This window comes from Pseudotabrizicola sediminis (assembly GCF_004745575.1).
GTDB lineage: Bacteria > Pseudomonadota > Alphaproteobacteria > Rhodobacterales > Rhodobacteraceae > Pseudotabrizicola > Pseudotabrizicola sediminis.
This window is the reverse complement of record NZ_RPEM01000007.1, coordinates 1-26,787: the sequence shown is the minus strand read 5'-3', so window position 1 is coordinate 26,787 and position 26,787 is coordinate 1. Positions and strand designations below refer to the sequence as shown.

Sequence of the window (26,787 nt, the reverse complement as noted above, 5' to 3'; positions counted from 1 at the left end):
TTCTACTCGGGCGATGCGCCAGAGACGTTCTGATCAAAATCAACGATGGAGCCCGTCATCACACCGGATTGCGGGCCCAGCATATAGGCGGCAAGTCCGGCCACATGGGCGGGTTTTACCAGCATGCCAAAGGGTTGCGCCGCCTCGGCCCGTTCCAGCCAGCCATCGGTGGACCCGTGGTGGCTGCGTTGGATTGCGTCTTCGCCGGGCGTGTCCATCCAGCCGCAATTGATGCCATTGGCGCGAATGCGGTCGTGGCGCAGGGCATTGGCGGTGTTTTTGGTGATGTTCGACAGCGCGGCCTTGGAGGCAGAATAGGGCGTCAGGAATGATTGCCCGACATGGGCCGACATCGACAGGATGGTAACGATGCTGGCCGGGTGCTGTGCGGCTTTTGCCAGTTGCGCCACGCGCTGGATGGCAAAGAACGGCCCCTTGGTGTTGATCGCGAACATGCGGTCAAAGGCTTCCGGCGCCGTGTCCAAGATCGAACCCCGGTCGGTTGACGCGGCCGACAGGCACAGCGCGTTGACCGAGCCCATCAGGGCTGCCGCCTGATCAACGCAGGCGATGACCGATGCGGCATCGGCCAGATCGCACGGCAGGAACGTTGCGCCCAGTTGGGCCGCTGCCGCAGCCCCCTTGTCAGGGTCACGCGCGGCCAGCACCATACGGGTGCAGCCCTCGGCGCGCAGACGCTCGGCAATGGCAAGACCAAGGCCCTGCGTGCCGCCAAAGATCAGCGCTGTGGTGTTGCTATGTGGGGTCATGTCACGCGCGGCCTCCCTGCTGCGGGTTGCGCGGACCTTGTGCCAGACCGGCGGCCCGGTCAACGGGTCAGGCGGTGCTATGCGTCATTCCTGACGAAAAATGACTGGTCAATCTGACGAAAAGCCATCATTTCTGAAGCGGTCAGAAAGGGGGCAAGCGGGCGCGGCTGGCGCCCGCCTGACAGTTACAGCCGGGCTTGCATCGCGTCTTTGGCCCCCAGAGCCGACAAATCGGAACAGGCCTTGCGCAGAGGTTCGGACAGCCGGGCCGCCAGATCCTGCGGGAACACTTCGCGCAGCGCCAGCAGGGCACCCACCGGATCGGCGCTGGTGGCGGCTTCGCGCAGGCGTGGGGCAAGCGGATCTTTGACCTCTATCGGCTGACCGGCCAGATCGGTGCCGCGCACATAAATCATCCAGGCGGCGACAGCGAGCATCAGGCCGGGGCAGGGGCGGTTTGCGGCCAAGTTGGTCTCCAGCGTGCCAAGGATGCGCTGGGGCAGTTTCTGGCTGCCATCCATCGCGATCTGCCAGGTGCGGTGGCGGATGCCGGGGTTGGCATAGCGCGCCCGCAGGGCCTGAGCATATTCGGACAGGCTGACGCCTTCGGGCGGGGTCAGGGCGGGGATGATCTCTGCCGCCCACAGGTGTTGCACGAACCGGTCAAGCACCGGGTCGGTCATGCAATCGGCAATGGTTTCATGCCCTGACAGATAGCCCAGATAGGCCAGCGACGAATGGGTCCCGTTGAGCATGCGCAGCTTCATATGCTCGAATTCAGTCACATCGCGCACCAGTTGCACACCTGCCGCGCCCAGATCGGGGCGCAGACCGCCCACGAAATCATCCTCGACCACCCATTGCCGGAAGGGTTCGTGCATCACCGGGGCGGCATCATGCGCGCCGATCAGCGCCTCCACCCGAGCGATGTCTTCGGGCTTAGTCGCGGGAACGATGCGGTCGACCATGGTTGACGGGAACTTCCCCTCGGCCTCGATCCACGCGGCAAGGGCAGGATCAATCGCATGCGCCAGATCCAGCACCACGCCGCGCACGACATGGCCGTTGTTGGGCAGGTTGTCGCAGGTCAGCACGGTAAAGGGGGGCAGGCCGCGCGACAGACGCAGCGCAAGCGCACGCACCAGATAGCCGGGGGCCGAGACGGGCAGCGGGTGGCTCAGATCATGGACGATATCGGGATGCTGGTCGTTCAGCCGACCGGTCGAAGGCTCATGGCAATAGCCCTTTTCCGTCACCGTCAGGCTGACGATGCGCACGCCCGGATCCGCCATCGCCTCCAGCACCGCCTGCGCATCCTCTCGGGCCACCAGCACACCTTGGACCGATTGCACATGGCGCAGCGTCTCGCCTTCCGGCCCCAGCTCCAACGCCATATAGGTGCCGCCCTGCGGGGTCAGCTGGTCGCGCATGGTGGCCGATTGCAGCGACACGCCCAGAATGCCCCAGTCGCCACCCGAGGCCGACATCGCCTCTTCGATGTAAACCGCGCCATGGGCCCGGAAAAACGCGCCAAGGCCAAGGTGGACGATACCGACAGGAACGGCAGGGGCGCTGCGGGTCAGGCGTTCAGCGGGCAAGCCAGCCTCCATCAACATTCAGAACTGCGCCGTGGATATAGGCGGCAGCGGGAGAGGACAAGAACACCGCCGCCTCGCCGATATCATCGGCACGGCCCCAGCGACCGGCAGGAATGCGGTCGAGGATCGCCTTGTTGCGGTCGGGGTCGGCGCGCAGGGCTTGCGTGTTGTTGGTCTCGATATAGCCCGGTGCGATGGCATTCACGTTGATGCCCTTTGCCGCCCATTCATTGGCCAGCAATTTGGTGATGCCCGCCACGCCATGTTTCGACGCAGTATAGGACGGCACCCGGATGCCGCCCTGAAACGACAGCAGCGACGCGATGTTGACGATCTTCGCGCCCGCCCCCCGGGCTAGGGCCGCCTTGCCAAAGGCCTGACAGGTGAAGAACACCGCCTTCAGGTTCACATCCATCACCGCATCCCAGTCTTCTTCAGTAAAGTCGACCGAGTCCGCGCGGCGGATGATGCCTGCGTTGTTCACCAGAATGTCGATGGGGCGGTCCGAGAATACGTCACGCGCAGCCATCGGATCGGCAAAATCAAGCGCCAGTTCCTCTCCCCCGGTCATAGCGACCGTCTCGGCACAAGACGACCGCCCCGCCGCAATCACATGCGCGCCGGCGCGCGCCATGGCGGCGGCAATGGCCTGACCGATGCCGGTATTGGCCCCCGTGATCAGTGCGGTCTGGCCTGACAGCGAAAACGGGGTCACCGCAAATCCTCCATCTTCACCACTTCCACATCCCGGTAATCGACATTGTCGCCCGCCATCGCCCAGATGAAGGTATAGCTGGCGGTGCCTGCGCCACAATGGATCGACCATGGCGGCGAAATCGCGGCCTCTTCATTGGCGATCACCAGATGCCGGGTTTCGGCCGGGTCGCCCATGAAGTGGAACACGCGCTGGCCTTCGGGAATATCGAAATACAGATACGCCTCCATCCGCCGGTCGTGCAGGTGGGCGGGCATGGTGTTCCAGACGCTGCCGCCATGAAACTGGGTATAGCCGAGCACCAGCTGGCAACTGGTCATCACCTCGGGGTGGATGAACTGGTTGATGGTGCGGTGGTTGACGGTTTCCGCAGCCCCCAGCGTCAGCTTTTTGGCGTCTTCCAGCTTGATCAGCCGCGCCGGATAGGCCTGATGCGCCGGGCAAGAGTTTATGTAGAACCGGCCCTGACCCGAAAACGTCACCGGGCCCGCCCCCATCGGCAGATAGAGCACATCGCCCTTGGACAGCGCATAGGTCTCCCCCCCCGCCGCAACCGTGCCATCGCCGCCGATGTTGATAATGCCCATCTCGCGCCGGTCCAGAATGCTGGCGGTGCCGCATTCCCTGACATGGTCCAGCACAAGATCGCCGCCCGCCGGAACTGCCCCGCCCACGATCATCCGGTCGTAGTGGGTGTACAGAAGGCGGATCTGCCCATCCTGAAACAACCCCTCGCCGTGGAAATTCGCGCGCAGGGCGGTCGTATCCATTCCCTTGGCTTCATTGGCGGAAATCGCCTGCCGGGTTTCAACGTACAGCATGAGATGGTCCTTTCAGAGAAAATCGTCACGGCGGGGGGTAAACCCGTCGATCAGCGTGCCGGGTTCAAGGCAGACGCAGCCATGAACAGCGTTGGAGGGGATGACAAAGGCATCGCCGGGGCCGACCTCGAAGTCGCGGTCGGCAACGGTGAACCGAAAGCGTCCCGATTGCACAAAGGTCGATTGCACATGGGGGTGGCGGTGCAGCGCGCCCAGTGCCCCTGCGGCGGCAAAGCGGAACGCCACGGTCATCAGCTCCGCGCTGTCTGCCAGCACCTGCCGGGTCACGTTTTCGCCTGTTTCGACAATGGGATAGATCATGCAGGCCTCAACGGAACAGGGCAGGCAGCCACAGGGACAGCGCCGGGATATAGGTGACAAGCATCAGCGTGGCGAAGGCCGCGCCGTAGAACGGCCAGATCGTGCGCACGGCCTGCCAGACGGAAATCTTGCCGACAGCACAGCCCACGAAGAGCACCGCGCCCACCGGCGGGGTGCACAGCCCGATGCCAAGGTTCAGCACCAGGATCACCCCGAAATGCACTGGGTCGATGCCGAAGGCGACGGCAACGGGCAGAAAGATCGGGGTGGTGATCACGATCAGCGGGCTCATGTCCATGAAGGTGCCCAGCACCAGCAGGATGACGTTGATCAGCAAAAGGATCAGGATCGGGTTTTCGGTAACGCTCTGCATCAGCGCGATCATCGCGCTTGGCACCTTCAGGTACGCCAGCAACCAGCCGAACGAGGCCGCACAGCCGATCACCAGCAAGACCATGGCTGTGGTGCGCACCGCCGCCTTGACCGCGCCCACAAAGTCATTCCACCCCATGGTACGATAAGCCAATGTGGTGACCCCAAGCGCGTAGATCGCGGCGATACACGACGATTCCGACGCCGTGAACACACCTGAGCGCACGCCGCCAAAGATGATCACAATCAGCAAAAGCCCCGGAATGGCGTTGATCAGCAAGAGCCCCAGCATAGACCAGCCCGGAAACGCCTCGGTCGGATAGCCTTTCTTGCGAGCCACATACCAGGCAGCGGCGGCAAGGCTCAACGCCAGCAGCAGGCCCGGAATGATCCCTGCGGTGAACAGATCGGCAATCGACAGCCGCCCGCCCGCCGAGATCGAATAGATGATCATGTTGTGGCTGGGCGGCAGCATCAACGCGATGATCGAAGACACCACGGTGATATTCACCGCATAGTCAACATCATAGCCGCGCTCCTTCATCTGCGGCACCATCAGCCCGCCGATGGCCGAGGCATCCGCCGCAGCCGAGCCGGAAATGCCGCCAAACAGCACCGATGAGGCGATGTTGACCTGCCCCAATCCACCCCGGAAGTGCCCGACAGCCGCCCCCGCCACGGCAATCAGCCGCCTGGCAATGTCGCCGCGCACCATGATTTCACCGGCGAATATGAAGAAGGGAATCGCCATCAGCGCAAAGACCGACACGCCCGAATTCAGCCGCTGGAACACCACCACCGGCGGCAGGCCCATATAGATGACGGTGGCAAAGCTGGACACGCCCAGACAGAAGGCCACCGGAGTACCGATCGCCAGCAGCACCACGAAGGTGCCGAAAAGAACCCAAAGCTCCATCACGCCACCTCTTCCAGCTCGGTTTCGCCAAACCGTGCCGTCGGCAGGCCCGCCGCCCGCCGCGCTAGCCGTTCCAGCGAGAAGATCACCATCAACACGCCGCCCGCCACCAGCGGCATGAAATCCACCGCGCCGGTGATGCCCAGCGAGGGCAGGGTGATGCCATAGGCCGAAGACATCAGCTGCCAGCCGAACCAGACCATGCCAATGCCAAAGGCGGTCACCACGATATCCGACAGGGAAAACAGCACCATCTTCACCCGGTGCGACACCAGATAGAGCAGAATGTCGAAGGACAGGTGATAGCCCTCGCGGATGCCGACTGCGGCGCCCAGAAAGATGAACCAGCCCATCAGGATCACCGCCGCAGGCTCGCTCCAGATGATCGAGTCGTTCAGCAGATAGCGGAAAAACACCTGCGCGCCGATGATGGCGGTCATCGCCACCAACCCGGCACCGGCCGCCCACAGCGCGCCCTTGGCAACATAACCCAGCCAGACGGCCAGACGTAACAAACCCGGCTGCATCAAGCCCCCCTGCCGCGCGCTGCGGTCATTCATCTGTTCTCAAATATCCCACGGGGGTCCGGGGGTGTGAAACCCCCGGTCCCGCCGCTTGCCTTACTCGGTCGCTTGGATGCGGGTGACCAGATCCTGCAGCTTTGGCGTGCCTGCGTGCTTTTCATAGACCGGGACCATCGCTTCGATGAACGGGGTCTTGTCGATGTCCGAGATCACTTCCACACCGGCGGCACGCACCTTGTCTTCCGACTCTTTTTCACGCGCGGCCCAAAGCTCGCGGTTAACCGGGATCGAGTCTTTCGCGGCCTGTACCACCAGTGCCTGATCTTCAGGGCTCAGTTTGTCGTAGCTGGCTTTCGACATCACCAGAACCTCTGGCACGATCAGGTGCTCGTTCAGGGTGTAGTAGCCGGCAACCTCATAGTGTCCCGACGACTCGAACGACGGCCAGTTGTTTTCCGCCCCGTCGATCACGCCGGTCTGGATGCCGGAATAGACCTCGCCATAGGGCATCGGGGTCGCGTTGGCCCCCAGGGCGCTCATCATGTCGACGAACACATCAGACTGCATGACGCGGATCTTCATGCCCTTCAGGTCATCCACGGACGTGATCGGCTTTTGCTTGTTGTAGAAAGACCGCGATCCGCCGTCGAAATAGGCCAGACCGACAAAACCATGCGGCTCGAACGCAGCCAGAATCTCATCGCCGATGGGTCCGTCCATCACGCGGTGCATGTGGTCGGTGCCGCGGAAGATGAAGGGCAGCGAGACAACCTTGGTTTCCTCGATGATGTTGTTGAACGGCCCCATCGAGACGCGGTTGAAGTCGATGACACCGAACTTGGTTTGTTCGATGGTGTCCTTTTCCTCGCCCAACTGGGCAGAGTGGAACACTTCGACGCAGATCCGGCCCGCGCTGCGCTCTTTGAGCAGTGCGCCCATATGCTCGACGGCGGCCACGGTGGGGTAGCCGGCGGGGTGGGTGTCTGATGATCGCAGGGTCACTTCGCATTCGGCGTAGGCGGCCCCGGCAAAGGCAACCGATGCCAGCAGGGCAGCGGCCATGGTGTTGAACTTTTTCATTGTAGTCTCCTCCCGTTGAGTGGCTTCACAGCCGGTAGGCCTGCTTTGCAAGCCGGTATGCAAGGTCGTGCGCGACCTCGTATGCATCGCCTTCCGCCAGCCTGCCGGTGCAAACCAGCGTGGCAAGAAAGGCACAATCCACACGGCGGGCCACATCGTGGCGCGCGGGGATCGACAGATAGGCGCGGGTGTCGTCGTTGAAACCCACGGTATTGTAGAACCCGGCGGTTTCGGTGATCATCTCGCGGAACCGGCGCATGCCTTCGGGGCTGTCGTGGAACCACCAGGCAGGGCCAAGTTTCAGCGCCGGATAGACCCCGGCCAGTGGGGCCAGTTCGCGGGCGTAAGCCGTTTCGTCCAGCGTGAAGACAATGACCGAAAGCGCTGGGTCCATCCCGACTGCGTTCAGCAGCGGGCGCAGGGCGGCGACGTAGTCGGTGCGCCCGGGAATATCAAAGCCCTTGTCGCGGCCGAACATTGCCAGCATCGGGTCCGAATGGTTGCGGCGGCTGCCGGGGTGGATTTGCAGCACCAACCCGTCATCAAGGCTCATCCGCGCCATTTCGGTCAGCATCTGGCCGCGGAAGGCATCCGCCTCTTCCGCCGTGCACTCCCCCCGCAACGCGCGTTCAAACAGCAGCGCGGCCTGATCCTGCGGCAGGTCCATCGTGCGTGCGGTGGCGTGGCCATGGTCGGAAGAGGTGCAGCCGTAGGATTTGAAATACGCCCGGCGGGCGCGGTGGGCGGCAAGGTAGCCGGCCCATGTGGCGGTGTTTTCACCCGTGATTTCGCCCAGTTGCGCCACGTTTTTCGCAAACCCGTCGAACTCGGGGTCGACCACCGCGTCGGGCCGGTAGGCGGGGATCACGCGGCCCTGCCAGCCCGAGTCGCGGATCTGTCGGTGCCAGCCCAGATCATCCAGCGCGCCATCGGTGGTGGAAATCACCTCGATCTTGAACCGATCATACAGGGCACGCGGGCGGAAATCCGGCGTGGCAAGGGCGGCGTCGATACGGTCATAATAGTCGTCAGCCGTTGATGCCGACAGGGGCGTGTCAAAGCCGAACACCGTCTCGAACGCGTGGTCCAGCCACATCCGCGACGGCGTGCCCCGGAACAGGTGGTAATTCTGTGCAAACAGCTGCCAGATCTTGCGACCATCGGTTTGCGTGGGGCCGCCATCGGCGCGGGGCACCCCCAGATCGGACAGCGCGATGCCTTGCGAACACAGCATGCGGAAGACGTAGTGATCGGGGGTTACAAGCAGTTGGGCAGGGTCGGGAAAGGCGTCGTCGGTGGCATACCAGCGCGGGTCGGTATGGCCATGCGGGCTGATGATCGGCAGATCGCAAACCGTGTCATAAAGCGCCCGGGCAAGGCCGCGCGCGCCAGAGTCGATGGGGAAAAGACGGTCTTTATCCAGCAATGCCACGTAGTGTTTCCCTCCCGAAGTGCGTTCATGGCGAAAGGTCTTTCCAACGCACCTGCAAACTAATATGCTAGTATGCGAAACCTGTCAACGGAGGCAACCATGGAAAGCACGCTGCTGAAACTGTCAGAGCCGGTGCAGCGGCCTTCCGTGACCGATGCGGTATTTGAAGAACTGCACCGGCAGATTCTGTCACTTGATCTGCCGCCCGGCACCAAGGTGTCAGAGGTGGATGTGGCGCGCATCATGGGCGTGTCGCGCCAGCCGGTGCGCGATGCATTCTACCGGCTTTCAACGCTTGGTTTTCTGACCATCCGCCCGCAGCGCGCCACAGTGGTATCGGCGATTTCCGAGGCGGCGGTGATGCAGGCGCGGTTCATCCGCTCGGCCATCGAAGCCCAGACCGTGCGCATGGCCTGCGAACGGCTGGGGGAGGGTGACTTTGCCGCGCTGGACCGGGTGATCGACCAGCAGCGCGACGCGGTAGAGGCGCATGATGCAATGGGCTTTCATGCGCTGGATGACCTGTTTCACCGCGAACTTTGCGAACGCAGTGGCCATGGCTTTGCCTGGGACATCATCCGCGAGAACAAGGCGCATATGGACAGGGTGCGTTTCCTGTCGCTGTCCTTCGCGTCACAGGACGCTTTTGGTGATCATCTGAAGGTGATGGAGGCCTTGCGCATGCGCAACGCGGATGCGGCCATTGCGGCGATGCATGTGCACCTGTCACGCATCAAAGAGCAGGTGCGCCGGATCAGGGGCGAGAACGAGGCGTTTTTCGAAGGCGCACCGGCGCTGGATATTTGAGCAGGGTGCCGGGGCGGCGTCGCGCGCCCCGGCGTCGCTTGTGCTGAACCGCTCAGTCCAGCGCCCTGAGCACATCGGCCAAAGTGCCGATCAGCGTGTCGATCTGCGACTTGCTGATCATCAGGGGCGGCGACATGGCGATGATATCACCCGTGGTGCGGATCAGGATATTCTTGTCATAGGCGGCAAGAAATGCGCTGAACGCCCGTTTTGTAGGCTCTCCGGCAATCGGGTCCAGCTCTACCGCGCCGATCAGACCCATGTTGCGCACATCGATGACATGGCGTGAGTCGCGCAGGGAATGCAGCGCATCCTCCCAATAGGGCGCAATTTCGGCGGCGCGGTCGAACAGCGCCTCTTCTTTATAAGTCTCCAGCGTGGCGATTCCGGCGGCGGAGGCGATGGGGTTGCCTGAATAGGTATAGCCGTGGAAAAGCTCGATCATATGCTCGGGCCCGTCCATGAAGGCATCGTGCACATCGGCTGTGGTCAGCACTGCGCCCATGGGAATGACGCCATTGGTCAGGCCCTTGGCGGTGGTCATCATGTCAGGCAGCACGTCGAAATACTGTGACGCAAAGGGTGCGCCAAGGCGGCCAAACCCGGTAATCACCTCGTCGAAAATCAGCAAAATGCCATGCTTTTTGGTGATCGCGCGCAGCTTTTCAAGGTAGCCCTTGGGCGGCAGGATCACACCGGTGGACCCGGCGACGGGCTCGACAATCACCGCGGCGATGGTTTCGGCCCCATGCAGCGCCACCAGTTTTTCCAGATCATCGGCCAGCCACGCGCCATGCTCTGGCTGGCCACGGGACCAACGGTTCTCATCGGGCAGGTGGGTATGAGGAAGATGGTCCACCCCGTTGAGAAGGCTGCCAAAATGGCGACGGTTGTTGACGATGCCGCCCACCGAGATGCCGCCGAAATTGACCCCATGATAGCCCCTTTCGCGCCCGATCAGCCGGGTGCGGGTGGCCTGACCCTTGGCGCGGTGGTAGGCGATGGCCAGTTTCAGCGCCGTTTCAACGCTTTCCGAGCCGGAGTTGGTGTAGAACACATGCTCGATGCCCGCAGGGGCAATCTCCACAATCCGGTTGGCCAGTTCGAACGCCACCGGATGGCCCATCTGGAAGGCGGGCGCATAATCCAGTTCTGCCGCCTGCTTCTGGATGGCTTCGGTGATCTTGGGCCGGCAGTGCCCGGCGTTGCAGCACCACAGGCCCGCCGTGCCATCCAGCACCTGACGGCCATCGCTGGTGGTATAGTGCATGTCCTTGGCAGCCACAAACATCCGCGGGTTCTTCTTGAACTGGCGGTTGGCGGTGAAGGGCATCCAGAAGGCGTTCAGGTCATTGGGGGCTTTGCGGTCCAGCGCCATGGTGTCGGGGTTCCTGTTGGGGCGGCCTTGCGGCGCGCGGATGGGTTTTGACCGGATGGTCAGATGTTGCTATCAGTACGGTCAAGCCAGTCAATAGCCCGCACGGATCGCGGTGATCTTAGCACGCCCAACCTGCGCTCTGGCAATTGCAAGATGGCGTGATCTGCGCCAATGTGCCCCCCGGCTTCAGGATTGACGTGACTATGCCCAGACCAAAGACCCGCATTCAGATCAGGAATTCGGAAACCATACTGGAGGCGGCGCTGGATGTGTTTTCCTCGCAGGGTTTCCGGGGGGCGACGCTGGACCAGATTGCCGAGGTGGCGGGGCTGTCGAAGCCGAACCTGCTGTATTACTTCCCGTCGAAAGAGGCGATTCATCAGACCCTTCTGACCCGGCTGCTGGACACCTGGCTTGACCCGCTGCGCGAGATGGACGCCATGGGCGATCCGGTGGCCGAGGTGATGGGCTATGTGCGCCGCAAGCTGGAGCTGAGCCGGAATTACCCGCGCGAAAGCCGGTTGTTCGCGATTGAAATCCTGCAGGGTGCGCCGCGCATGCGTGAGGCGATTGAGGGCGAGCTGACGGCGCTGGTGGCAGAAAAGGCCGTGGTGCTGCGGCAATGGATGGACGAAGGGCGCATTGCGCGGCTGGACCCGGTGCATCTGGTGTTCTCGATCTGGGCGCTGACGCAGCATTACGCCGATTTCGATGTGCAGGTCCGCGCTGTGCTGGGCGAAGGGCATGACCCCTATGCCGAGGCGGGGGCGTTTCTGGAAACGCTGTATACGCGGCTGTTGGCACCTTAAGCGGCGGCCGTTTCCGGCATGTGTTGCGCGTCTGATTTAGGTATGGCGAACGTATGGCATGGGTATGGCACCTTGTGCGGGTCTTGCAGCTGCGGCCAAGGGGGCAGCCGGCGCGGGGAGGGGCGGCTTAACAACCGATTGTAAACTTCACTGACGATTGTAAAGATGGCGCTTTCCAGCCAGTGGACCGCCATGCCCAACAGCCCGAGCCCCCCCGCCAGCCTGACCGCCAGCCTGACGGGCAGCCTGATCCGGGAACGGCGGCTGGCGATGGGGTTGCGGCAGGGCGATGTGGCGCAGGCGGCGGGGATTTCTGCCAGTTACCTGAACCTGATCGAGCACAACCGTCGCCGGGTCGGGGCCGAGGTGCTGGCGCGTCTGGCCGGGGTGCTGGGTACGGACACCGCAATCCTGTCCGAAGGGGCGGGGGGCGCGCTGATTGATGATCTGCGCGCCGCCGCCGCGACCACGCCCCTGGTGGAGCCGGAGCTGGACCGGATCGAGGATTTCGCCGGGCGCTTTCCCGGTTGGGCGGCGGTGCTGGCCGCCCAGCATCACCGGGCCGCGCAACTGGAACGGGCGGTCAGCGCGCTGAATGACCGGCTGACCCATGACCCGCATCTGTCGGCGTCGCTGCATGAGGTGCTGTCGGCGCTGGCCTCGGTCCGCTCGACGGCAGCGATTCTGGCCGATACCGATGATATCGATCCCGAATGGCGCACGCGGTTCCACCGCAACCTGCATCAGGACAGCGAACGTCTGGCCACCGGGGCCGAGGCGCTGGTGGCCTATCTGGATGGGCCGGAAACCGCGGTGGATGCCGGGTTGGCGGCACCGCAGGAAGAGGTGGAGACCTGGCTGTCGGCGCGGGGCTGGCACCTGTCAGAGTTGGCAGGGCATGGTGGGTTTGATGTGCTGATGGAAGAGGTGGGCGCGTTGGCCTCTGCGGCTGCGCGGTCGCTGGGGGCGGCGTTCCTGCGGCAGGCAGAGGCAGATTTCCGGCTGCTGCCGGACGCGGCGCTGCAGGCCGCCGTTGCGACGGGCGCGGATGACCCCTGCCTGCTGGCGCAAGGCAGGGGGATGTCGGTGCTGGCGGTGATGCGGCGCATGGCGCTGTTGCCCGGATCGGCGGCGGGGTTGGTGATCTGCGATGCCTCTGGCACCTTGCTGTTCCGCAAGCCGGTTGATGGCTTTGCGCTGCCGCGCTTTGGTGCCGCTTGCCCGCTTTGGCCGCTGTTTGCCGCATTGGCCCGCCCGATGCTGCCGGTGATGACGCAGGTGGAGCCCGCCGGGCGCAGCCTGCGGCAGTTCCGCACGCTGTCGATCTGCGAGGCGCGGCTGCCGCAGGGGTTTGCCGGACCGGCGCTGCGCGAGGCCGCCATGCTGATCCTGCCCGATGATGCGCCGCAGCCCTCTGCCCCCGTGCTGGCGATTGGCACCTCTTGCCGCATCTGCCCGCGCCCGCGCTGTCCGGCGCGGCGCGAGCCGTCGATCATGGCGGATGCGGGGCTGTAGCGCGCCGCACCTGCAATAGGTCTTTGACATACCCGCCCATTCGCCGGATAGTTTGACCGGAGCCGGCCTCGCGCCGGAGGGGGGATGAAGACCATATGACGGCGCGTGTGCTGCTCATCGAGGATGAGCCGAACATCACCGAGGCAATCCGGTTCATCCTGTCGCGCGACGGGTGTGATGTCACGGCGCTTGCCGATGGGGCGGGTGCCATTGCGGCGGTGCAGGCGGCAAAGCCGGATCTGGTCATTCTGGACCTGATGCTGCCGGGTGTCAGTGGGCTGGAGATTCTGGCGCAGTTGCGCGCCGATCCGGCCACCAAAACCCTGCCGGTGATGATGCTGACCGCCAAGGGGCAAGGCCGTGACCGTGAGGCGGCGGAACGTGCAGGGGCCAGCCATTTCATGACCAAGCCGTTTTCGAATGATGACATGCGTGCCGCCGTGCGCGCCCTGACCGGGGGCTGACCGGGTGGTGCCGCCCCCCCGCACCCCGCCGCTGTTTCTGCGCCGGTCAAGCTATCGCCAGCGCAGGCGGCGCGATGCGGCGCGGCTGTTGCCGGTGGTGGGCCTGTTTCTGGTGCTGATGCCGGTGCTTTGGGGCCCGCAGGACGCGTTGCGGCGCGACACGGCACCGGACGGCATCTATCTGTTCGTCGTCTGGGCGGTGCTGATCGCCATCGCGGTGCTGATCTCGCGGGGGTTGAACACCGCCGATGAAGGCGATGATCCCGAGGCGACTTCTGATCCGGGTTCAGGTCGATAGGGGCGCGCCACGATGCCCTTTAACATTCTGGTCCTGTCCTGTCTGGCCTATGTGATCTTTCTGTTCGGCGTCGCCTGGGCGGCGGAACGGCGGGCGGATCGCGGGCGGCTTGGCTGGCTGCAATCGCCGCTGATCTACACGCTGTCACTGTCGATCTATTGCACCGCCTGGACGTTTTACGGTGCGGTGGGCTATGCGGCGCGATCGGGGCTGGAGTTCCTGACCATTTACCTTGGCCCGACGATCGTGTTCATCGGCTGGTGGTGGGTGCTGCGCAAGCTGGTGCGGATCGGGCGGCAGCAGCGGGTGACGTCGATTGCCGACCTGATCTCCAGCCGCTTTGGCAAGTCGAACCTGCTGGGTGTGATCGTGACGGTGATCGCGGTGGTGGCGGCCACTCCTTATATCGCGTTGCAGCTGCAGTCGGTTACGCTGTCGTTCAGCGTGTTTGCCAGCCCGACCGATGATGGCTTTGCGCCGCCCGGAACCGAGGCGACGGCGGTCTGGGTGGCGTGCGGACTGGCGCTGTTCACCATCCTGTTCGGCACCCGCAATCTGGATGCCAAGGAACAGCACCACGGTATTGTCACCGCCATCGCGGTCGAGGCGGTGGTCAAGCTGATCGCCCTTATTGCGGTGGGGATGTTTGTGGTCTGGGGTATGGCCGACGGGCCTGCCGACATGATCGCGCGGATTAGCGCATCGGACGTCGCCGACTGGAAGCTGCAACCGGGCCGTTGGGCGGGGCTGTTGTTTGCCGCCGGGGCGGCGGTGATTTGTCTGCCGCGGATGTTTCAGGTGATGGTGGTGGAAAACGCGGATGAACGGCATCTGGCCACCGCCTCCTGGGCGTTTCCGCTGTATCTGTTCGCGATGAGTCTGTTCATCGTGCCGATTGCGGTGATGGGGCTGGAACGGCTGCCTGCGACCGCCAACCCCGACATGTTCGTGCTGACGCTGCCCTTGGCCGAAGGGCAGGGCGCACTGGCGATGCTGGCCTTTCTGGGCGGGTTTTCCTCGGCCACGTCGATGGTGATCGTGGAATCCATCGCGCTGGCCACCATGGTGTCGAACCATATCGTCATGCCGGTCTGGCTGCGGCTGCGACCCGCCAAGGCGGTGTCGGGCGATGTGCGGCGGCTGGTGCTGCTGTCGCGGCGCATTTCCATCGGGGTCGTGCTGGGGTTTGGCTATGCCTATTACCGGATGTCGGGCGGATCGACGGCGCTGGCGGCTATTGGGTTGATTGCCTTTGTCGGCGTCGCGCAGTTCCTGCCCGCGATGATCTTTGGCATTTTCTGGCGCGGGGCCACGCGGATCGGGGCGGCGCTGGGGATGACGGTGGGCTTTGTGGTCTGGGCCTATACGCTGTTTCTGCCGTCTTTTGGCCCGGATGCGGTGATCCCGGCGATGGTGTTCATCGAAGGGCCGTTCGGCATCGAATGGCTGCGCCCCCGCGCGCTGTTCGGGGTGGCCACGATGGACCCGCTGCTGCATGCGCTGTTCTGGTCGATGGTGCTGAACACGGCGGCCTTTCTGACCGGATCGCTGTTCACCTTTCCGGGCCCGGTCGAACGGATGCAGGGCGCGGCCTTTGTGCGGGTGTTTGACACCACGTCGGGCAGCCCGCGCGGCTGGGAACGGGGGCTGGCAGACCCCGAAGACCTGCTGGTGATGTCGCAACGCATCATGGGCGATGACGACGCGCTGATGTTTTTCGAGGCCGAGGCGAAGGGGCAGGGCAAGGCCGGTTATCTGCCCGACCCGACGCCCGACTTCATGGCGCGGCTGGAACGGCGGCTGGCGGGGTCGGTCGGGGCCGCGACCGCGCACGCGATGATGAGCCAGCTTGCGGGGCGGGCCACGGTAACGGTCGAAGACCTGATGGCGGTGGCCAGTGAATCGGCGCAGATCATGGAATATTCCGCCCGGCTGGAAAGCCAGCAAGAGGAAGTGACCCGCACCGCCCGCGCCCTGCGCGAGGCCAATGAAAAGCTGATGCAGCTGTCGATCCAGAAAGATGCCTTCCTGAGCCAGATCAGCCATGAGCTGCGCACGCCGATGACCTCGATCCGGGCATTTTCCGAGATATTGACCGAAGGCGATCTGCCGCCCGAGATGGTGGCGAACTATGGCCGCATCATCCATGACGAGGCCAAGCGTCTGACCCGGTTGCTGGACGATCTGCTGGATCTGTCGGTGCTGGAAAACGGCACGGTGCAGCTGAACCTTGGGCTGGCCAACCTGAGCCCGATGATCGACCGCGCCTTGGCAAGCGCCAGCCACACCAAGCCCGAACGTAGCTTTGTCATCCACCGCGATCTGCCGATGGAGAACATCTTCATCCGCACCGATGCCGACCGGCTGGTGCAGGTGTTCATCAACCTGATCTCGAATGCGCGCAAGTATTGCGATGCGACGGCACCGGAATTGCGGATATCTGTGCGGCAGCGCGGTGGGCGGGTGACGGTGGATTTTGCCGACAACGGATCGGGGATTCCCAAGGCAAGCCAGGCGCTGATCTTTGAGAAGTTCGCCCGCCTGACCGACCAGACCCGTGCCGGGGGGGCGGGGCTTGGCCTTGCGATCTGCCGCGAGGTGATGGCCAATCTGGGCGGCACGATCACCTATCTGCCGGGGCAGGGCGGGGCTGCGTTCCGCGTGGCCGTGCCGCTGCGGCTGGAGCGAAAAGCCGACTGAGGCAGTGCGCGTGAACCCTTTGGTAACGCTGCTGGGCGACACTGGTGCAAAGCAGATAAGGATCGGGGTCGCCGTGGCGGGTGAGGTGTTGCGCAAGAAACTGCAGGCCAGACAACAGGCCGTGACCGCTGGCGGGCCGGGCGCTGACCGGGCATGGCGTGTTGGCTTTGCGCGGGCGACGCGCGATATGATGGAGCTGCCGGTCGATTTCGTCAGCCTGTCGTCGTCGCGTCTGTCGCTGGCCGAACTGCTTGATGTGCCGCCGGAGCGCGCGCTGATTCTGATCCTGGAAGGCCCGGAAGACGGGTTGGGCCTGCTGGTCCTGTCACCCGATCTGCTGTCTGCAATGATCGAAGCCTTGACGGTCGGCAAATGCGGCACCCAGCCCCCTGATCCGCGCAAACCCACCCGCACCGATGCGGCCATGCTGTCCCCCCTGGCAGATCTGGCGCTGTCGCATCTGGAAGAGGCACTTGCCGAAGATGGTGATCTGGTCTGGACCAGTGGTTTTCGCTTTGCCAGCTTTATCGAAGAGGCGCGGCCTTTGGGCCTGCTGCTGGAGGATGTCACCTACCGGGCGCTGACGGCCCGTCTGTCGGTTTCGCATGGGGCGCGGGTGGGCGATATGTGGCTGGTCCTGCCTGCCACGGGAAAGGGTCGAAAGCCGCGGCTGCCGGCGCATGCGGTGCCATCCTCGGTCTCGCGGCCGGCCTTTGCCGCTGCCCTTGCCACGCGGGTGGATGCGGCACCCTGCCAGATCGAGGCGGTTCTGGCGCGGCTGTCGATGCCACTGGCTGACGTGATGGGTCTGTCGGTCGATATGGTGCTGCCCTTGCCCAACGCCGCGTTGGAGCGGATCTGCCTTGACGGGATGGACGGGCGTCAGGTGGCCGAAGGCAAGCTGGGCCAGCATCGCGGCATGCGCGCCCTGCGCCTGACGGCACAGGGCGGGGCAGCAGCTGCGCCGACTGCGAATAGCATGGCGATGGACGGCCCCTCGGTTGCAACCGTTGCCGCCTGGGGCGAACCGGAGCCTGAGCCCGAGCCCGGGCTTGAGCCGATGGCACCGATGGACTTTGACTTTGCGGGATTTTCAGCCACCGGCTCTGATTAGCACGGGTCGCCGGAATGGGGGCGGTAGGCAGTCCCGCCTATGCCCTTGCCACGCATGGTTGGGGGATAGGCGTCTTTCACAAGCCGATCACCCCCAGCCTCTCGCGCCGGATCAGCCTTTTGCCAGCGCTTCAATCTGCGGGCGCAGGCCTTCCAGGCTGTATCCGTGCCGCGCCGGAATGCCGATCAGATCATCCGCAGGCATGTCCCCCGCCTTGGCCAGCGCCCAGCAGATTGACGACCGGTTGCCACTGGCGCAATAGGCCAGCACCGGGCCTGTCGCCGTTGCGATGGCTTCGGCCTGTGCGGTGACATTTGCCATCGTCAGCGCGCCGCCGATCACCGGGTTCACCACAAATTCCAAGCCCGCCGCTTCGGCAGCGGCCTGCATGGCACTGGCGTGATGCGACGCCGGAATTTCGGCATCGGGGCGGTTGTTGATGACGCGGGTATAGCCAGCCGCCTTGATCGCCGCAAAATCCTGCGGGTCGATCTGGGGGGCGACGGCGTAGTCGGGGGTCAGCGGGCGGATGTCCATGGGAAGTCTCCTTTGGAAGTCAAACGGCGGCACAGCGCGGGCGGGGCGACCATAGCCGCGACCATGCCAACAGGAAAGACCAGACCACCGGTGCCGTTCCGGAAAGTCGTGAGGGCTTGGCCCCCGCGCACGCCAACTGTCACAGCCGGTTGATCGGCACCTTGAGGTAGGTTGTGCCGCTGTCATCGGGTTCCGGCATTTGCCCGGCGCGCATGTTCACCTGCAGCGACGGAATGATCAGGCGCGGCATCGCCAGCGTGGCATCGCGGCCTTCGCGCATCGCCACGAAATCGGCGCGCGATTTGCCCGCGCCCACATGCACATTCAGCGCCTTTTGCGCGCCCACGGTGGTTTCCCAGGCATAGTCATCGCGGCCCGGTGCCTTGTAATCGTGGCAGACAAAAATCCGCGTCTCGTCCGGCAGGGCCATGATCTTTTGCACCGAATCGAACAGGGTTTCTGCCGAGCCGCCCGGAAAGTCGCAGCGCGCGGTGCCGAAGTCGGGCATGAACAGCGTGTCGCCGACAAAGGCCGCGTCACCGATCACATAGGTCAGACAGGCCGGGGTGTGGCCTGGCGTGTGCAACACATCGCCGCGCAACTGGCCGATGTGAAAGCTGTCGCCTTCGCGGAACAGCCGGTCGAACTGCGATCCGTCGCGCTGGAACCGCGTGCCTTCGTTGAAGATCTTGCCAAAGGTGTCCTGCACCACGGTGATCCGGTCCCCGATCCCGATCTTGCCGCCCAGACGCTCTTGGATATAAGGCGCGGCGGACAGGTGGTCGGCATGCACATGGGTTTCCAGAATCCATTGCAGATCAAGGCCCTGACCCTCAATGAAGGCAATGACCTGATCGGCCGAGCGGGTGTCGGTATGGCCCGAGGCATAGTCGAAGTCGAGCACCGAATCGATGATGGCGCAGGCGGTGCTTTCGGGGTCGCGCACCACATAGGTGACCGTGTTTGTTGCTTCGTCAAAGAAGCCTTGAACTGTGGCTTGCATGATCATTCCCTGTTCGTTTCGGTCTGTCGCTTGCAATCGGATGTAGGGTGCTTGCCAACACATTTCAATAATTGAATGTGTATGGCGGCGCTCGCACATCCTGATGTCCGCCCGACCTGGCCCGCCTGCCTGACTTGACCTGTATCAAGGTGCGTCCCTGCATCTGGCCCGATACTGCCACAGGATCAGGGAGGATATCATGCCAAAATCACTGCAAGACCGCAAAACCCAATTGCTGGATCGCATGTCCGTTTTGGCCGCGCGGCTGGAGGGGATCGGGGCAGAGCTGGAAAGCCACCAGAACCCCGACTGGTCTGACCTTGCCACCGAGCGTGAGGCTGATGAGGTGCTGGAAGGTCTGGGCCAATCGGCGCAGGCCGAACTGCGGAGCATCGAGGCCGCGTTGCACCGGCTGGATACGGGCAGTTATGGGCTTTGCGCCCGCTGCGGCGAAGCGATCAGCGAAGCGCGGCTTGATGTTTTGCCCTTCACACCGCTGTGCCGCGACTGCGTCGCGCATGCGTAGCACCGACGTGAGAAAACAGGGGAAGACAATGGCTGAGACGACAGACTTCGCGCCATCTTGCAGCGGTGGGGGCGCGTGCTGTGGCGGGTGTCAAAAGGGGCGTGACGGGGCGCTGAAGGTTTTGCTGGGCGAAATGCGGGCGCTGGGCGCGGTTCTGCCCGGCCTGATACCGCCAGCCGAGGGGGACAGGGCCATGTCGGACCGGACCACCCGGGCAGGGTCCGGCGCGCGGCCTTTCTGAACCATCCGCTAATCCCCTGATGTCACATTGATCTTTGGCCCCCTCATCGCGCTGGTCATTGTTAACGAAATGTGAACAGCGCCTTGACCCCGCTCCGTGTTGCAAGGCACTGTAAAACTGGGGCAGGCGAAAAGGGCGGGGCATTGGCAAACGGCGTAGACGTGACCGTCTCGGGCGGGGTGGCAGATATCTGCCTGATCCGCCAGTCTGGCGGGGGCTGGCTCGATGCGGCACAGCGCGCAGCGCTGATGTCGGCTTTGGGCGCGGTTGGTGCAGACGCAAGGGCGATCCTGCTGCGCGCCGATGACCGGGTGCTTGCGGCCCATGCCGATGCCGGGCCGGATCTGCCGGATGCTGATGATGCAGCGGCACCATCGCTGGCCAGCCTGTGTCTTGCGATCGAGACCAGCCCGGTGCCGGTCGTCCTGTTGCTGGAAGGTCTGGTCACCGGGGCTGCGGCCGAAATCGCGCTGGCGGCGCAGGTGCGGCTTGCCACCCCGGCCGCGCGGGTGGCGTTTCCGGCGGTGCGGCTGGGGCGGATTTCCGGCGCGGGGGGCACACAGCGGCTGCCGCGGCTGATCGGCGCGGAAAACGCTCTGCGGCTGCTGACCAGCGGCAAGCCGGTTGCGGCCCCCGATGCCCTGATCATCGGTCTGGTCGATCATGTGATCGATGACGCAACGGCCGAAGCGGCTTTTGCGACAGCGATGGGTTTGATCCAGACGCAAGCGATGCCGCTGCGCCCCGCGCCCGATGGCCGTGCCTTTCTGGCGGCGGTGAGGAAGGCGCGGTCGGATGCGGCACCGGGCAGTCTGGCCATGGCCCTTGCCGATTGCGCCGAGGCGGCTTTGCTGCTGCCGCCCGAGCAGGGCTATGCCTTCGAGGCTGCCCTCGCGCTGGAGCGCGATGCCCTGCCGCAGACCGCAGCGCTGGCGCATCTGCTGCGGGCCGAACGTCTGGCCGCCAAAACGCCCGAGCCGTTGCACGATGTGACGCCAGACCCGGTTCAGCGTCCGGCGCTGGTGGGGGCGTCGCCGCAACTGTCGGCGCTGGCGCTGATGACGCTGGCGCGCGGATTACCGGTGACGGTGCTGGAACCCGACCGCGCGCGGTTGGTGCCGATGTTGCAGACCATTGCGCAACGCCAGGAGGCTGCGGTGCAGGCCGGCACATTGTCGGCGGCGCAGCGCGATGCCGACTGGGCAAGGCTGCGCCCGGTGGTCGATGCGACCGGGCTGGACCAGGCCGATCTGGTGGTGGGGGGGGCTGACACGCCACCGCCCGCTTTGGGTGATGCGGTTGTCCTGCTGATGATGGGGCGTGCCGATCTGCCAGCCGGGGCGTTCCGTCTGGTGCTGTCGGGGCGGGTGGCAGAATTGGGCCTGCCCGCCAGCTGCCCGGCGGCAAAGGCGGCGACGGCATTGGCATTTCTGCGACGGATCGGCCAGACGGTGGTGCTGACCGGGGTGCAGTCGCCCTTGGGCATTTCGGGGCGGCTGGCGGCTGCAAGCGGTGCGGCGCTGCGGGCATTGATGGTCTCTGGCGTGGCACCGGAGGCAGTGTCTGCCGCATTGACGGGCTTTGGTATGGTGTCCCCGGCGCTGCCCAAGGTCGAGACCAGCGCTGCGCCGCGTGACATGGCGGCAGAAGAGATCATTCGCCGCTGGCTGGGGGCTTTGGCCAATGAAGGCGCGCGGCTGCTGGCCTCGGGGCTGGCGCTGTCGGCATCGGATATTGATCTGGTGGCTGTCCACGGCCTTGGGCTGCCTGCCGCATCTGGTGGCCCCCTGCACCGGGCCGATCAGCGCGGGCTGATGATTTTGCGCCGTGACCTGCGGATCTGGGGCACAGAGGCCGAGGTCTGGGTACCGGTTCCGGCGCTCGATACGCTGGTGTCAGCGGGGCGCGGGTTTCTGGGTACCGTCAGCCAAGGATGACGCCGACGACCACCACGATCAGCCCAAGGCCCGACACCGCCAAGGCACCAAGGTTCAGCACCACCGCCCGCTGAAGCTGTGCCTTGATCTGGTCATCCGGCAGGCCGGATTTGCGGGCGCGCATGGCCAGAAAGATGCACCACAGCAGCGTCAGCACGCCGATCATGGTCAAAACGGCACCTCCCCAGATCAGCATGTCCATCCGTCGGCCCCCCATGGCAATGACTCTGCGCCGCCTAGCCCAGCTTTGGGCGCGGTGCAAGCCTTGAACCCGTAACGGGGCCACGGTAGGGAAGGGGTCAATCAGCACAGCACGAGGCAGAGATGAGCGATCCCACCGACAATTATTCCGTGACAGCGGACGAGCTGCGCCAGTTCATCGAACGCGCCGAACAGCTGGCGTCTGAAAAGAAGGACATTGCCGAACAGGAAAAGGAACTGTTCGCCGAGGCCAAGGGCCGGGGCTATGACACCAAGGTCATGCGCAAGGTGATTGCCCTGCGCAAACGCAAGCCCGATGAGATTGCCGAAGAAGAAGCGGTGCTGGAAATGTACAAGACCGCGCTGGGGATGGCCTGACACCAGACCGCGGCGGGGGCAGTCCCGCGCCGGGTCGCCGCAGCCAATGGGCGCATCAGGCAGACAGGAACGTCACCCCCGGCATGGCCCGGATTCGGGCCACATCCTGATAATATCCCTCTGTCAGGCTGGCCACCGTCTCTTGCGTCCAGCCTGGCAGTTCCACCTCCATCTCGACCCGGTCGGGCAGGGCGAACTTGTCCAGAAAGGCCGACACGATGCGGCGGCGCTGCACGGCGGTGTGCGCCGGGTGGCTTTCCATATAGGCGATCATCCGGGTCAGACCTTCGGGCGACATGATGGTGCCCAAAAGCTCGTTGGCATCGGTCAGCACGGTACCCTCGGCATGGCCGGACACCGCTTGCAGCACCTCGGGCCAGATCAACGGCGTGTCCTCATCGCACCAGACGGTGAAGGGCACGCCGGGGTTGGCGTTGAGCATATCGCCGATCACATCAGACCAGCGGATATCGGCGGGGTCGATGTCGGACATGAACTGGTCAAAGGTCTTGTCGCGCTGCTTGGCAAACAGGTCGGGCAGAAAGGTCGCCGGGTTGCGGATGGCCAGATAGAATTCGGCCTCGATGTCCGGAAAGATCTGGGTAAAGGCGCTGACCCGTTCGGCCGCTGCCGGGTAAAGCCGGGTCTTCAGCACCCATTGCGGGAACGACAGAAAATTCTCCCATGACAGGATCAGACGCTCGGCCCGGTCTTCATCCATGATCTGGTCCAGCACCAGCGCCTGCGTGTCACGGCTGGCGGGCTGGCCTTTCAGCGTCATCGCCGTATCGCGCAGCAAGGTGCGGTAGCGGGCAGGGCCGGGCACCACGATGCCCTGCTCGCCCAGCACCTGGCGGTTTTTCAGAAGGCACCGCACCAGACGTTCGTCGTCGGTGCAATGGGCGCCAAGGTGGTAGACAATACGCATCCTGCTCTGGACCTGTGCCGGTTCTTGATTGACGCCGACTATAGGCACAATCGGCGCCGAGCACAGGGGGGCATCAGAAGAATTGGCAACAGGGTCCTGCGCGCCACGCCCATGCCGCCACAGGCCTGCGAACAAGGTGATCTGGACAGGGCAGGGCGGCGGGTGCTATCTGGGGCGCAGGATGACCCAGCAAAACACTCAAGTTCCGCGATCTGCTTGGCACATGCCGCGACCTGACCTGTGGTCTGTGGGGGCCTTTGCCATTGCGGTCGTGGTGCTGGCCCCGATGGCATCTGTGCTGTGGATCGCCTTTCACCCGACCGAAAACATCTGGCCGCATCTGCTGGCCACGGTGCTGCCGCGCTATCTGTCCAACACGCTGGTGCTGATGCTGGGGGTGGCCGTGCTGACGGCGGCGGTTGGCACGGGGGCCGCCTGGCTGACCACGATGTACCGCTTTCCGGGGCGGGCCTGGCTGGATTATGTGCTGTTGTTCCCGCTTGCGATCCCGGCCTATGTCGGGGCCTACGCGTTGGTGGATTTCCTGCAATACGCAGGCCCGGTGCAGACCGGCCTGCGCGAGGTGATGGGGTTTGAAACGGCCCGCGATTACTGGTTCCCGCAGGTGCGGTCGCGTGGCATGGCGGTGATCGTGCTGTCGGCGGCGCTCTATCCTTACGTCTACCTGCTGGCCCGCGCCGCGTTCCGCGAGCAGTCGGGCGGATCGTATGAGGTGGCGCGCGCGCTTGGCTGCGGCCCGTGGCGGCTGTTTGGCCGCGTGGGCCTGCCGCTGGCCCGGCCCGCGATTGCCACCGGCGTGGCACTGGCGCTGATGGAGACGGTGGCAGATTACGGCACGGTGCAGCATTTCGGGGTGCAGACGCTGACCACCGGCATCTTTTCAACCTGGCTGAACGGCAACAACGCGGGCGGGGCCGCGCAGATTGCCGGCGTGGTGCTGACCCTGATCTTCGTGCTTCTGGGGCTGGAGCGGATCAGCCGCCGCAACGCCCGCTTTCACCGTGTGGGCCGGTCGGTGCGGCCGGTTGAACCGACGACCCTGTCGCGCGCGAGCGGCTGGCTGGCCTTCGCGCTGTGCATGGTGCCGGTCAGTGTGGGTTTCCTGCTGCCTGTGGCGGTGATGGGCTGGCACGGCCTGCGCCGCCCCGAGGTCTGGCTTGCCCCCGGATTGGCACGCGCCCTTGGCAACACGCTGATCACCGGCGGGCTGGCGGCGGGGCTGACGGTGGGGGCAGCGATCTTTCTGGTCTACGGGCTGCGCATGATCAACCGGACGGCGGCGCGCTGGATTTTGCCGGTCACCACGCTGGGCTATGCGGCGCCCGGAGCGGTGCTTGCGGTGGGCATCCTGATCCCGCTGGCAGCCCTTGACCACAAGCTGGCCGACGCGGTGCTGGAGGTCAGCGGCTGGGATCCGGGGCTGATGCTGACCGGCACGGCGGCGGCACTGGTGCTGGCCTATTCGGTGCGGTTCTTTGGCGTGGCGCAGGGTGCTGTGGATGCAGCCTTTGGCCGGATCTCGCCGTCGCTGCCGATGGCCGCGCGGTCGCTGGGCCGCTCGCCCGGAGGGGCGCTGCGGGCGGTACATTTGCCCTTGATGCGCGGGTCGGTCGCAACCGCGCTGCTGGTGGTCTTTGTCGATTGCGTCAAGGAACTGCCCGCCACCCTGCTGCTGCGCCCGTTCAACTACAACACGCTGTCCACGCGGGTGTTTGAACTGGCCAGTCTGGAACGGCTGGAAGACGCCGCCCCCGCCGCTCTGGTGGTGATGGCCGTCGGACTGCTGGCCGTGGCCCTTTTGGCCCGAACCCATCGCTGAGGGGCTTGCACCCGCCCGCCTGCGCGGTTATTTCAAGGGCATGCCTCTATAGCTCAGCTGGTAGAGCACCTGATTTGTAATCAGGGGGTCGCGGGTTCAAATCCTGCTGGGGGCACCATCATTTCTGACAATCCCCAATCATACAATGATTTCAGGTCTTTAGTGCCTTCCCCGGTCCACATCTAGGTCCACTAGGGGTCCACATTCATGGGTGTCACGGTGACGCTGAAGTATCTGAAAGACCTTGGCGGGGGGCGCTGGGAATATCGGTGGCGTGTCCCCGAGTCGATCAAGGCGACGGTGGGCAAGTCTGAGTGGAAGCGGGTGTTTGATGCCCGCAACCCTGCCGAGGTGGCCCGTGGCCATGCCAAGGTTGACGCTGATTTCATGTCCCAGATGCAGGCTGCCTCGCTCGGGGTCACCTCTTCATCCCCCTCACAAGTCCCTCAAGCTGGCCTTTCAGGCTGCCCTGAAGCGGGCTGAGGGTCTGATCTCTGGGGCAGTTGGTCTTGACGAAGACGATGCGCGGGCAATGGTGGCCGATGGAATAGTGTCTGCCTATCCTGTGGACCCTGAAGATGGTCCACCCGTTGGCATATCGAAGGACGATGCCTTGACCCTCAAGGCCCTGATGTCCCCTGTGAAAGGTGCGCTGGGGTATTCCCTTGAGGATGCCCGTCAGCTTTACCTGAAGGAACGCATTGGGGTGGGTGAAGACCCCCGGCGACATGCGGCGCGCAATCGTCTGGCCAAGCTTTTCGTGAGGGCGGAGGCAGGGGGCTTACCCGCTTCCACCTTGCTGGTCGATTTGACACGCCAACAAGCCCGAGACGTGCGCGATCACATGCTGACATATGAGAAGCCGGGGGGCGGCAAGGTGGCCCCTGCCTCTGTGAAAAGAGACCTCACAATCATGAAGGCGATGATTGGCCACGCCATTCGAGAGTTCGATCTGATCAAGGCGGCGCATAATCCCTTCGAAGCCTTGGAGGTGGGCATTTCATCTGGTGGGGAGGAGGATATTGCCGCCCGTGAACTAAAGGAAACCCTCCCTGATGCCGTGATCGCTGCAATGAGGGGCAATCTGCAGGGAGAGTTGAATTTGATCTGGGGTCTTGGCAGTCGGCACGCGCGTCTTTCTCATTGATCACGGGCAACGTCTCACGCGTCTCGGTGCTTATCCCGCCCCGCCAACGCACCGCGCTGATGTTGGTCGACATGGGCCGCCCGCGCCGGCCGCAGGCCCAGCAGACGAAGCGGTCGTACACGCATGGCAGGATGTTCAGGCCAGTTTCATCCAGCCAAGCAGGCGGAACATTCTCTGCCGCCAGGTAGCGATAGCGCCCGCAGGCGCACATGATGTGCAGGTTATGCTGGCTGATCATCCAGAAGTATGCGGAACGTCGAACGATTCTGGCAGTCGGGAACAGGAATCATCTTCACGAATCGGTGTGCCCGCCGCAGCGTCCATTGTGGCATTTTGATGGAGGCGATTATGAAGGCGATTTTGGCAGCGGCGGCGCTAGTGTTCCGCACCTGACATAGGATTCCGGACGGCGTCC

Annotated in this window: 28 protein-coding genes and 1 tRNA gene; 14 read left to right on the top strand and 15 right to left on the bottom strand. The window is 64.2% G+C overall.

The window, feature by feature from the left end; translation table 11 throughout:
* Positions 1-2: 2 nt before the first annotated feature.
* From EEB11_RS11230 to uxaC, 9 genes are all read right to left on the bottom strand, one after another.
* Positions 3-770, bottom strand: a complete 768-nt coding sequence (locus tag EEB11_RS11230) for an SDR family oxidoreductase (protein ID WP_135431399.1) — start codon at positions 768-770, stop codon at positions 3-5.
* A gap of 185 nt (positions 771-955) precedes the next feature.
* Positions 956-2,380, bottom strand: coding sequence for a mannitol dehydrogenase family protein (locus EEB11_RS11225; RefSeq protein WP_135431769.1), 1,425 nt, complete (start codon positions 2,378-2,380; stop codon positions 956-958).
* Complete coding sequence (kduD, locus tag EEB11_RS11220) at positions 2,358-3,083, bottom strand: 2-dehydro-3-deoxy-D-gluconate 5-dehydrogenase KduD (RefSeq protein ID WP_135431397.1); 726 nt, start codon at positions 3,081-3,083, stop codon at positions 2,358-2,360. Before kduD ends, EEB11_RS11225 begins: the two co-directional genes overlap by 23 nt.
* Positions 3,080-3,904 (bottom strand): 5-dehydro-4-deoxy-D-glucuronate isomerase, encoded by an 825-nt coding sequence (kduI, locus tag EEB11_RS11215; RefSeq protein WP_135431395.1) that lies wholly within the window; start codon positions 3,902-3,904, stop codon positions 3,080-3,082. Before kduI ends, kduD begins: the two co-directional genes overlap by 4 nt.
* Before the next feature lie 12 nt (positions 3,905-3,916).
* A complete protein-coding gene (locus EEB11_RS11210; protein WP_135431393.1) occupies positions 3,917-4,225 on the bottom strand; it encodes a cupin domain-containing protein in 309 nt (102 codons plus the stop codon).
* Positions 4,226-4,232: 7 nt separating this feature from the next.
* Entirely contained in the window at positions 4,233-5,513 is a 1,281-nt protein-coding gene (locus tag EEB11_RS11205; RefSeq protein WP_135431391.1) for a TRAP transporter large permease, read from the bottom strand.
* Positions 5,513-6,073: a TRAP transporter small permease gene (locus EEB11_RS11200; RefSeq protein WP_245298878.1), complete on the bottom strand. Its 561-nt coding sequence runs from the start codon at positions 6,071-6,073 to the stop codon at positions 5,513-5,515. The genes EEB11_RS11205 and EEB11_RS11200 overlap by 1 nt, the downstream gene beginning before the upstream one ends.
* A 60-nt stretch (positions 6,074-6,133) precedes the next feature.
* Positions 6,134-7,117, bottom strand: coding sequence for a TRAP transporter substrate-binding protein (locus tag EEB11_RS11195; RefSeq protein WP_135431388.1), 984 nt, complete (start codon positions 7,115-7,117; stop codon positions 6,134-6,136).
* Positions 7,118-7,142: 25 nt separating this feature from the next.
* Complete coding sequence (gene uxaC, locus EEB11_RS11190) at positions 7,143-8,549, bottom strand: glucuronate isomerase (RefSeq protein ID WP_135431386.1); 1,407 nt, start codon at positions 8,547-8,549, stop codon at positions 7,143-7,145.
* A 99-nt stretch (positions 8,550-8,648) separates the two neighbouring features.
* Here uxaC and EEB11_RS11185 point away from each other — a divergent pair, with 99 nt between their 5' ends.
* Positions 8,649-9,356 carry a GntR family transcriptional regulator gene (locus EEB11_RS11185; protein ID WP_135431384.1) on the top strand — a complete coding sequence of 236 codons (708 nt, stop codon included), beginning with the start codon at positions 8,649-8,651 and terminating at the stop codon, positions 9,354-9,356.
* A 52-nt stretch (positions 9,357-9,408) separates the two neighbouring features.
* On the opposite strand, the gene aptA is transcribed toward EEB11_RS11185, so the two are convergent.
* A complete protein-coding gene (gene aptA, locus EEB11_RS11180) occupies positions 9,409-10,734 on the bottom strand; it encodes an omega-aminotransferase AptA (RefSeq protein WP_135431382.1) in 1,326 nt (441 codons plus the stop codon).
* Between the two features lie 203 nt (positions 10,735-10,937).
* Here aptA and EEB11_RS11175 point away from each other — a divergent pair, with 203 nt between their 5' ends.
* From EEB11_RS11175 to EEB11_RS11150, 6 genes are all read left to right on the top strand, one after another.
* The gene (locus tag EEB11_RS11175; protein ID WP_135431380.1) at positions 10,938-11,543 is read left to right on the top strand and encodes a TetR family transcriptional regulator C-terminal domain-containing protein; all 606 of its coding nucleotides are present in this window, start codon (positions 10,938-10,940) and stop codon (positions 11,541-11,543) included.
* A 192-nt stretch (positions 11,544-11,735) separates the two neighbouring features.
* Positions 11,736-13,058, top strand: a complete 1,323-nt coding sequence (locus tag EEB11_RS11170) for a helix-turn-helix domain-containing protein (RefSeq protein ID WP_135431765.1) — start codon at positions 11,736-11,738, stop codon at positions 13,056-13,058.
* A gap of 95 nt (positions 13,059-13,153) precedes the next feature.
* On the top strand, positions 13,154-13,522 hold the full coding sequence (locus EEB11_RS11165) for a response regulator transcription factor (protein ID WP_135431378.1): 369 nt from the start codon (positions 13,154-13,156) through the stop codon (positions 13,520-13,522).
* Positions 13,523-13,526: 4 nt separating this feature from the next.
* Complete coding sequence (locus tag EEB11_RS11160; protein WP_245298876.1) at positions 13,527-13,820, top strand: hypothetical protein; 294 nt, start codon at positions 13,527-13,529, stop codon at positions 13,818-13,820.
* A 12-nt stretch (positions 13,821-13,832) separates the two neighbouring features.
* The gene (locus EEB11_RS11155; RefSeq protein ID WP_135431376.1) at positions 13,833-16,520 is read left to right on the top strand and encodes an ATP-binding protein; all 2,688 of its coding nucleotides are present in this window, start codon (positions 13,833-13,835) and stop codon (positions 16,518-16,520) included.
* A 10-nt stretch (positions 16,521-16,530) separates the two neighbouring features.
* Entirely contained in the window at positions 16,531-17,634 is a 1,104-nt protein-coding gene (locus EEB11_RS11150; RefSeq protein WP_135431374.1) for a FliM/FliN family flagellar motor switch protein, read from the top strand.
* A 111-nt stretch (positions 17,635-17,745) separates the two neighbouring features.
* On the opposite strand, the gene EEB11_RS11145 is transcribed toward EEB11_RS11150, so the two are convergent.
* Together EEB11_RS11145 and EEB11_RS11140 are read right to left on the bottom strand one after the other, a co-directional pair.
* On the bottom strand, positions 17,746-18,171 hold the full coding sequence (locus EEB11_RS11145; RefSeq protein ID WP_135431372.1) for a protein tyrosine phosphatase family protein: 426 nt from the start codon (positions 18,169-18,171) through the stop codon (positions 17,746-17,748).
* Positions 18,172-18,310: 139 nt separating this feature from the next.
* Entirely contained in the window at positions 18,311-19,174 is an 864-nt protein-coding gene (locus EEB11_RS11140; RefSeq protein ID WP_135431370.1) for an MBL fold metallo-hydrolase, read from the bottom strand.
* Between the two features lie 199 nt (positions 19,175-19,373).
* On the opposite strand from EEB11_RS11140, the gene EEB11_RS11135 reads away from it, so the two are divergent.
* Both EEB11_RS11135 and EEB11_RS11130 read left to right on the top strand, forming a co-directional pair.
* Positions 19,374-19,700: a TraR/DksA family transcriptional regulator gene (locus EEB11_RS11135; RefSeq protein WP_135431368.1), complete on the top strand. Its 327-nt coding sequence runs from the start codon at positions 19,374-19,376 to the stop codon at positions 19,698-19,700.
* Positions 19,701-20,084: 384 nt separating this feature from the next.
* Positions 20,085-21,878 carry an enoyl-CoA hydratase-related protein gene (locus tag EEB11_RS11130; RefSeq protein WP_167852721.1) on the top strand — a complete coding sequence of 598 codons (1,794 nt, stop codon included), beginning with the start codon at positions 20,085-20,087 and terminating at the stop codon, positions 21,876-21,878.
* Here the strand turns inward: EEB11_RS11130 and EEB11_RS11125 are convergent.
* On the bottom strand, positions 21,865-22,080 hold the full coding sequence (locus EEB11_RS11125; protein ID WP_135431364.1) for a hypothetical protein: 216 nt from the start codon (positions 22,078-22,080) through the stop codon (positions 21,865-21,867). The two genes, EEB11_RS11130 and EEB11_RS11125, sit on opposite strands and share 14 nt — an antisense overlap.
* A gap of 122 nt (positions 22,081-22,202) precedes the next feature.
* On the opposite strand from EEB11_RS11125, the gene EEB11_RS11120 reads away from it, so the two are divergent.
* Entirely contained in the window at positions 22,203-22,457 is a 255-nt protein-coding gene (locus EEB11_RS11120; protein ID WP_103333229.1) for a DUF2312 domain-containing protein, read from the top strand.
* A gap of 55 nt (positions 22,458-22,512) precedes the next feature.
* Here the strand turns inward: EEB11_RS11120 and EEB11_RS11115 are convergent, their stop codons facing one another.
* Positions 22,513-23,385, bottom strand: a complete 873-nt coding sequence (locus EEB11_RS11115; protein ID WP_135431362.1) for a hypothetical protein — start codon at positions 23,383-23,385, stop codon at positions 22,513-22,515.
* A 223-nt stretch (positions 23,386-23,608) separates the two neighbouring features.
* Between EEB11_RS11115 and EEB11_RS11110 the strand changes: the two genes are divergently transcribed.
* From EEB11_RS11110 to EEB11_RS11095, 4 genes are all read left to right on the top strand, one after another.
* On the top strand, positions 23,609-25,225 hold the full coding sequence (locus tag EEB11_RS11110; protein ID WP_245298875.1) for an ABC transporter permease: 1,617 nt from the start codon (positions 23,609-23,611) through the stop codon (positions 25,223-25,225).
* Between the two features lie 42 nt (positions 25,226-25,267).
* Positions 25,268-25,343: transfer RNA gene (locus tag EEB11_RS11105), tRNA-Thr, on the top strand.
* 89 nt (positions 25,344-25,432) lie between these two features.
* Positions 25,433-25,708, top strand: a complete 276-nt coding sequence (locus EEB11_RS11100) for a hypothetical protein (RefSeq protein WP_135431358.1) — start codon at positions 25,433-25,435, stop codon at positions 25,706-25,708.
* 130 nt (positions 25,709-25,838) lie between these two features.
* Positions 25,839-26,372 (top strand): hypothetical protein, encoded by a 534-nt coding sequence (locus tag EEB11_RS11095; RefSeq protein WP_135431356.1) that lies wholly within the window; start codon positions 25,839-25,841, stop codon positions 26,370-26,372.
* A gap of 221 nt (positions 26,373-26,593) precedes the next feature.
* Here the strand turns inward: EEB11_RS11095 and EEB11_RS19780 are convergent.
* Positions 26,594-26,787 (bottom strand): hypothetical protein (locus tag EEB11_RS19780; protein ID WP_210134416.1); only part of this gene is annotated, 194 nt, incomplete at its 5' end.

Coding starts and splice junctions, on each gene's coding strand:
- EEB11_RS11230 (WP_135431399.1), bottom strand. CDS start 770: ATGACCCCACATAGCAACACCACAGCGCTGATCTTTGGCGGCACGCAG.
- EEB11_RS11225 (WP_135431769.1), bottom strand. CDS start 2,380: ATGGAGGCTGGCTTGCCCGCTGAACGCCTGACCCGCAGCGCCCCTGCC.
- kduI (WP_135431395.1), bottom strand. CDS start 3,904: ATGCTGTACGTTGAAACCCGGCAGGCGATTTCCGCCAATGAAGCCAAG.
- EEB11_RS11210 (WP_135431393.1), bottom strand. CDS start 4,225: ATGATCTATCCCATTGTCGAAACAGGCGAAAACGTGACCCGGCAGGTG.
- EEB11_RS11205 (WP_135431391.1), bottom strand. CDS start 5,513: ATGGAGCTTTGGGTTCTTTTCGGCACCTTCGTGGTGCTGCTGGCGATC.
- EEB11_RS11200 (WP_245298878.1), bottom strand. CDS start 6,073: ATGAATGACCGCAGCGCGCGGCAGGGGGGCTTGATGCAGCCGGGTTTG.
- EEB11_RS11195 (WP_135431388.1), bottom strand. CDS start 7,117: ATGAAAAAGTTCAACACCATGGCCGCTGCCCTGCTGGCATCGGTTGCC.
- EEB11_RS11185 (WP_135431384.1), top strand. CDS start 8,649: ATGGAAAGCACGCTGCTGAAACTGTCAGAGCCGGTGCAGCGGCCTTCC.
- aptA (WP_135431382.1), bottom strand. CDS start 10,734: ATGGCGCTGGACCGCAAAGCCCCCAATGACCTGAACGCCTTCTGGATG.
- EEB11_RS11175 (WP_135431380.1), top strand. CDS start 10,938: ATGCCCAGACCAAAGACCCGCATTCAGATCAGGAATTCGGAAACCATA.
- EEB11_RS11170 (WP_135431765.1), top strand. CDS start 11,736: ATGCCCAACAGCCCGAGCCCCCCCGCCAGCCTGACCGCCAGCCTGACG.
- EEB11_RS11165 (WP_135431378.1), top strand. CDS start 13,154: ATGACGGCGCGTGTGCTGCTCATCGAGGATGAGCCGAACATCACCGAG.
- EEB11_RS11155 (WP_135431376.1), top strand. CDS start 13,833: ATGCCCTTTAACATTCTGGTCCTGTCCTGTCTGGCCTATGTGATCTTT.
- EEB11_RS11145 (WP_135431372.1), bottom strand. CDS start 18,171: ATGGACATCCGCCCGCTGACCCCCGACTACGCCGTCGCCCCCCAGATC.
- EEB11_RS11140 (WP_135431370.1), bottom strand. CDS start 19,174: ATGCAAGCCACAGTTCAAGGCTTCTTTGACGAAGCAACAAACACGGTC.
- EEB11_RS11135 (WP_135431368.1), top strand. CDS start 19,374: ATGCCAAAATCACTGCAAGACCGCAAAACCCAATTGCTGGATCGCATG.
- EEB11_RS11125 (WP_135431364.1), bottom strand. CDS start 22,080: ATGGACATGCTGATCTGGGGAGGTGCCGTTTTGACCATGATCGGCGTG.
- EEB11_RS11120 (WP_103333229.1), top strand. CDS start 22,203: ATGAGCGATCCCACCGACAATTATTCCGTGACAGCGGACGAGCTGCGC.
- EEB11_RS11115 (WP_135431362.1), bottom strand. CDS start 23,385: ATGCGTATTGTCTACCACCTTGGCGCCCATTGCACCGACGACGAACGT.
- EEB11_RS11110 (WP_245298875.1), top strand. CDS start 23,609: ATGCCGCGACCTGACCTGTGGTCTGTGGGGGCCTTTGCCATTGCGGTC.
- EEB11_RS11100 (WP_135431358.1), top strand. CDS start 25,433: ATGGGTGTCACGGTGACGCTGAAGTATCTGAAAGACCTTGGCGGGGGG.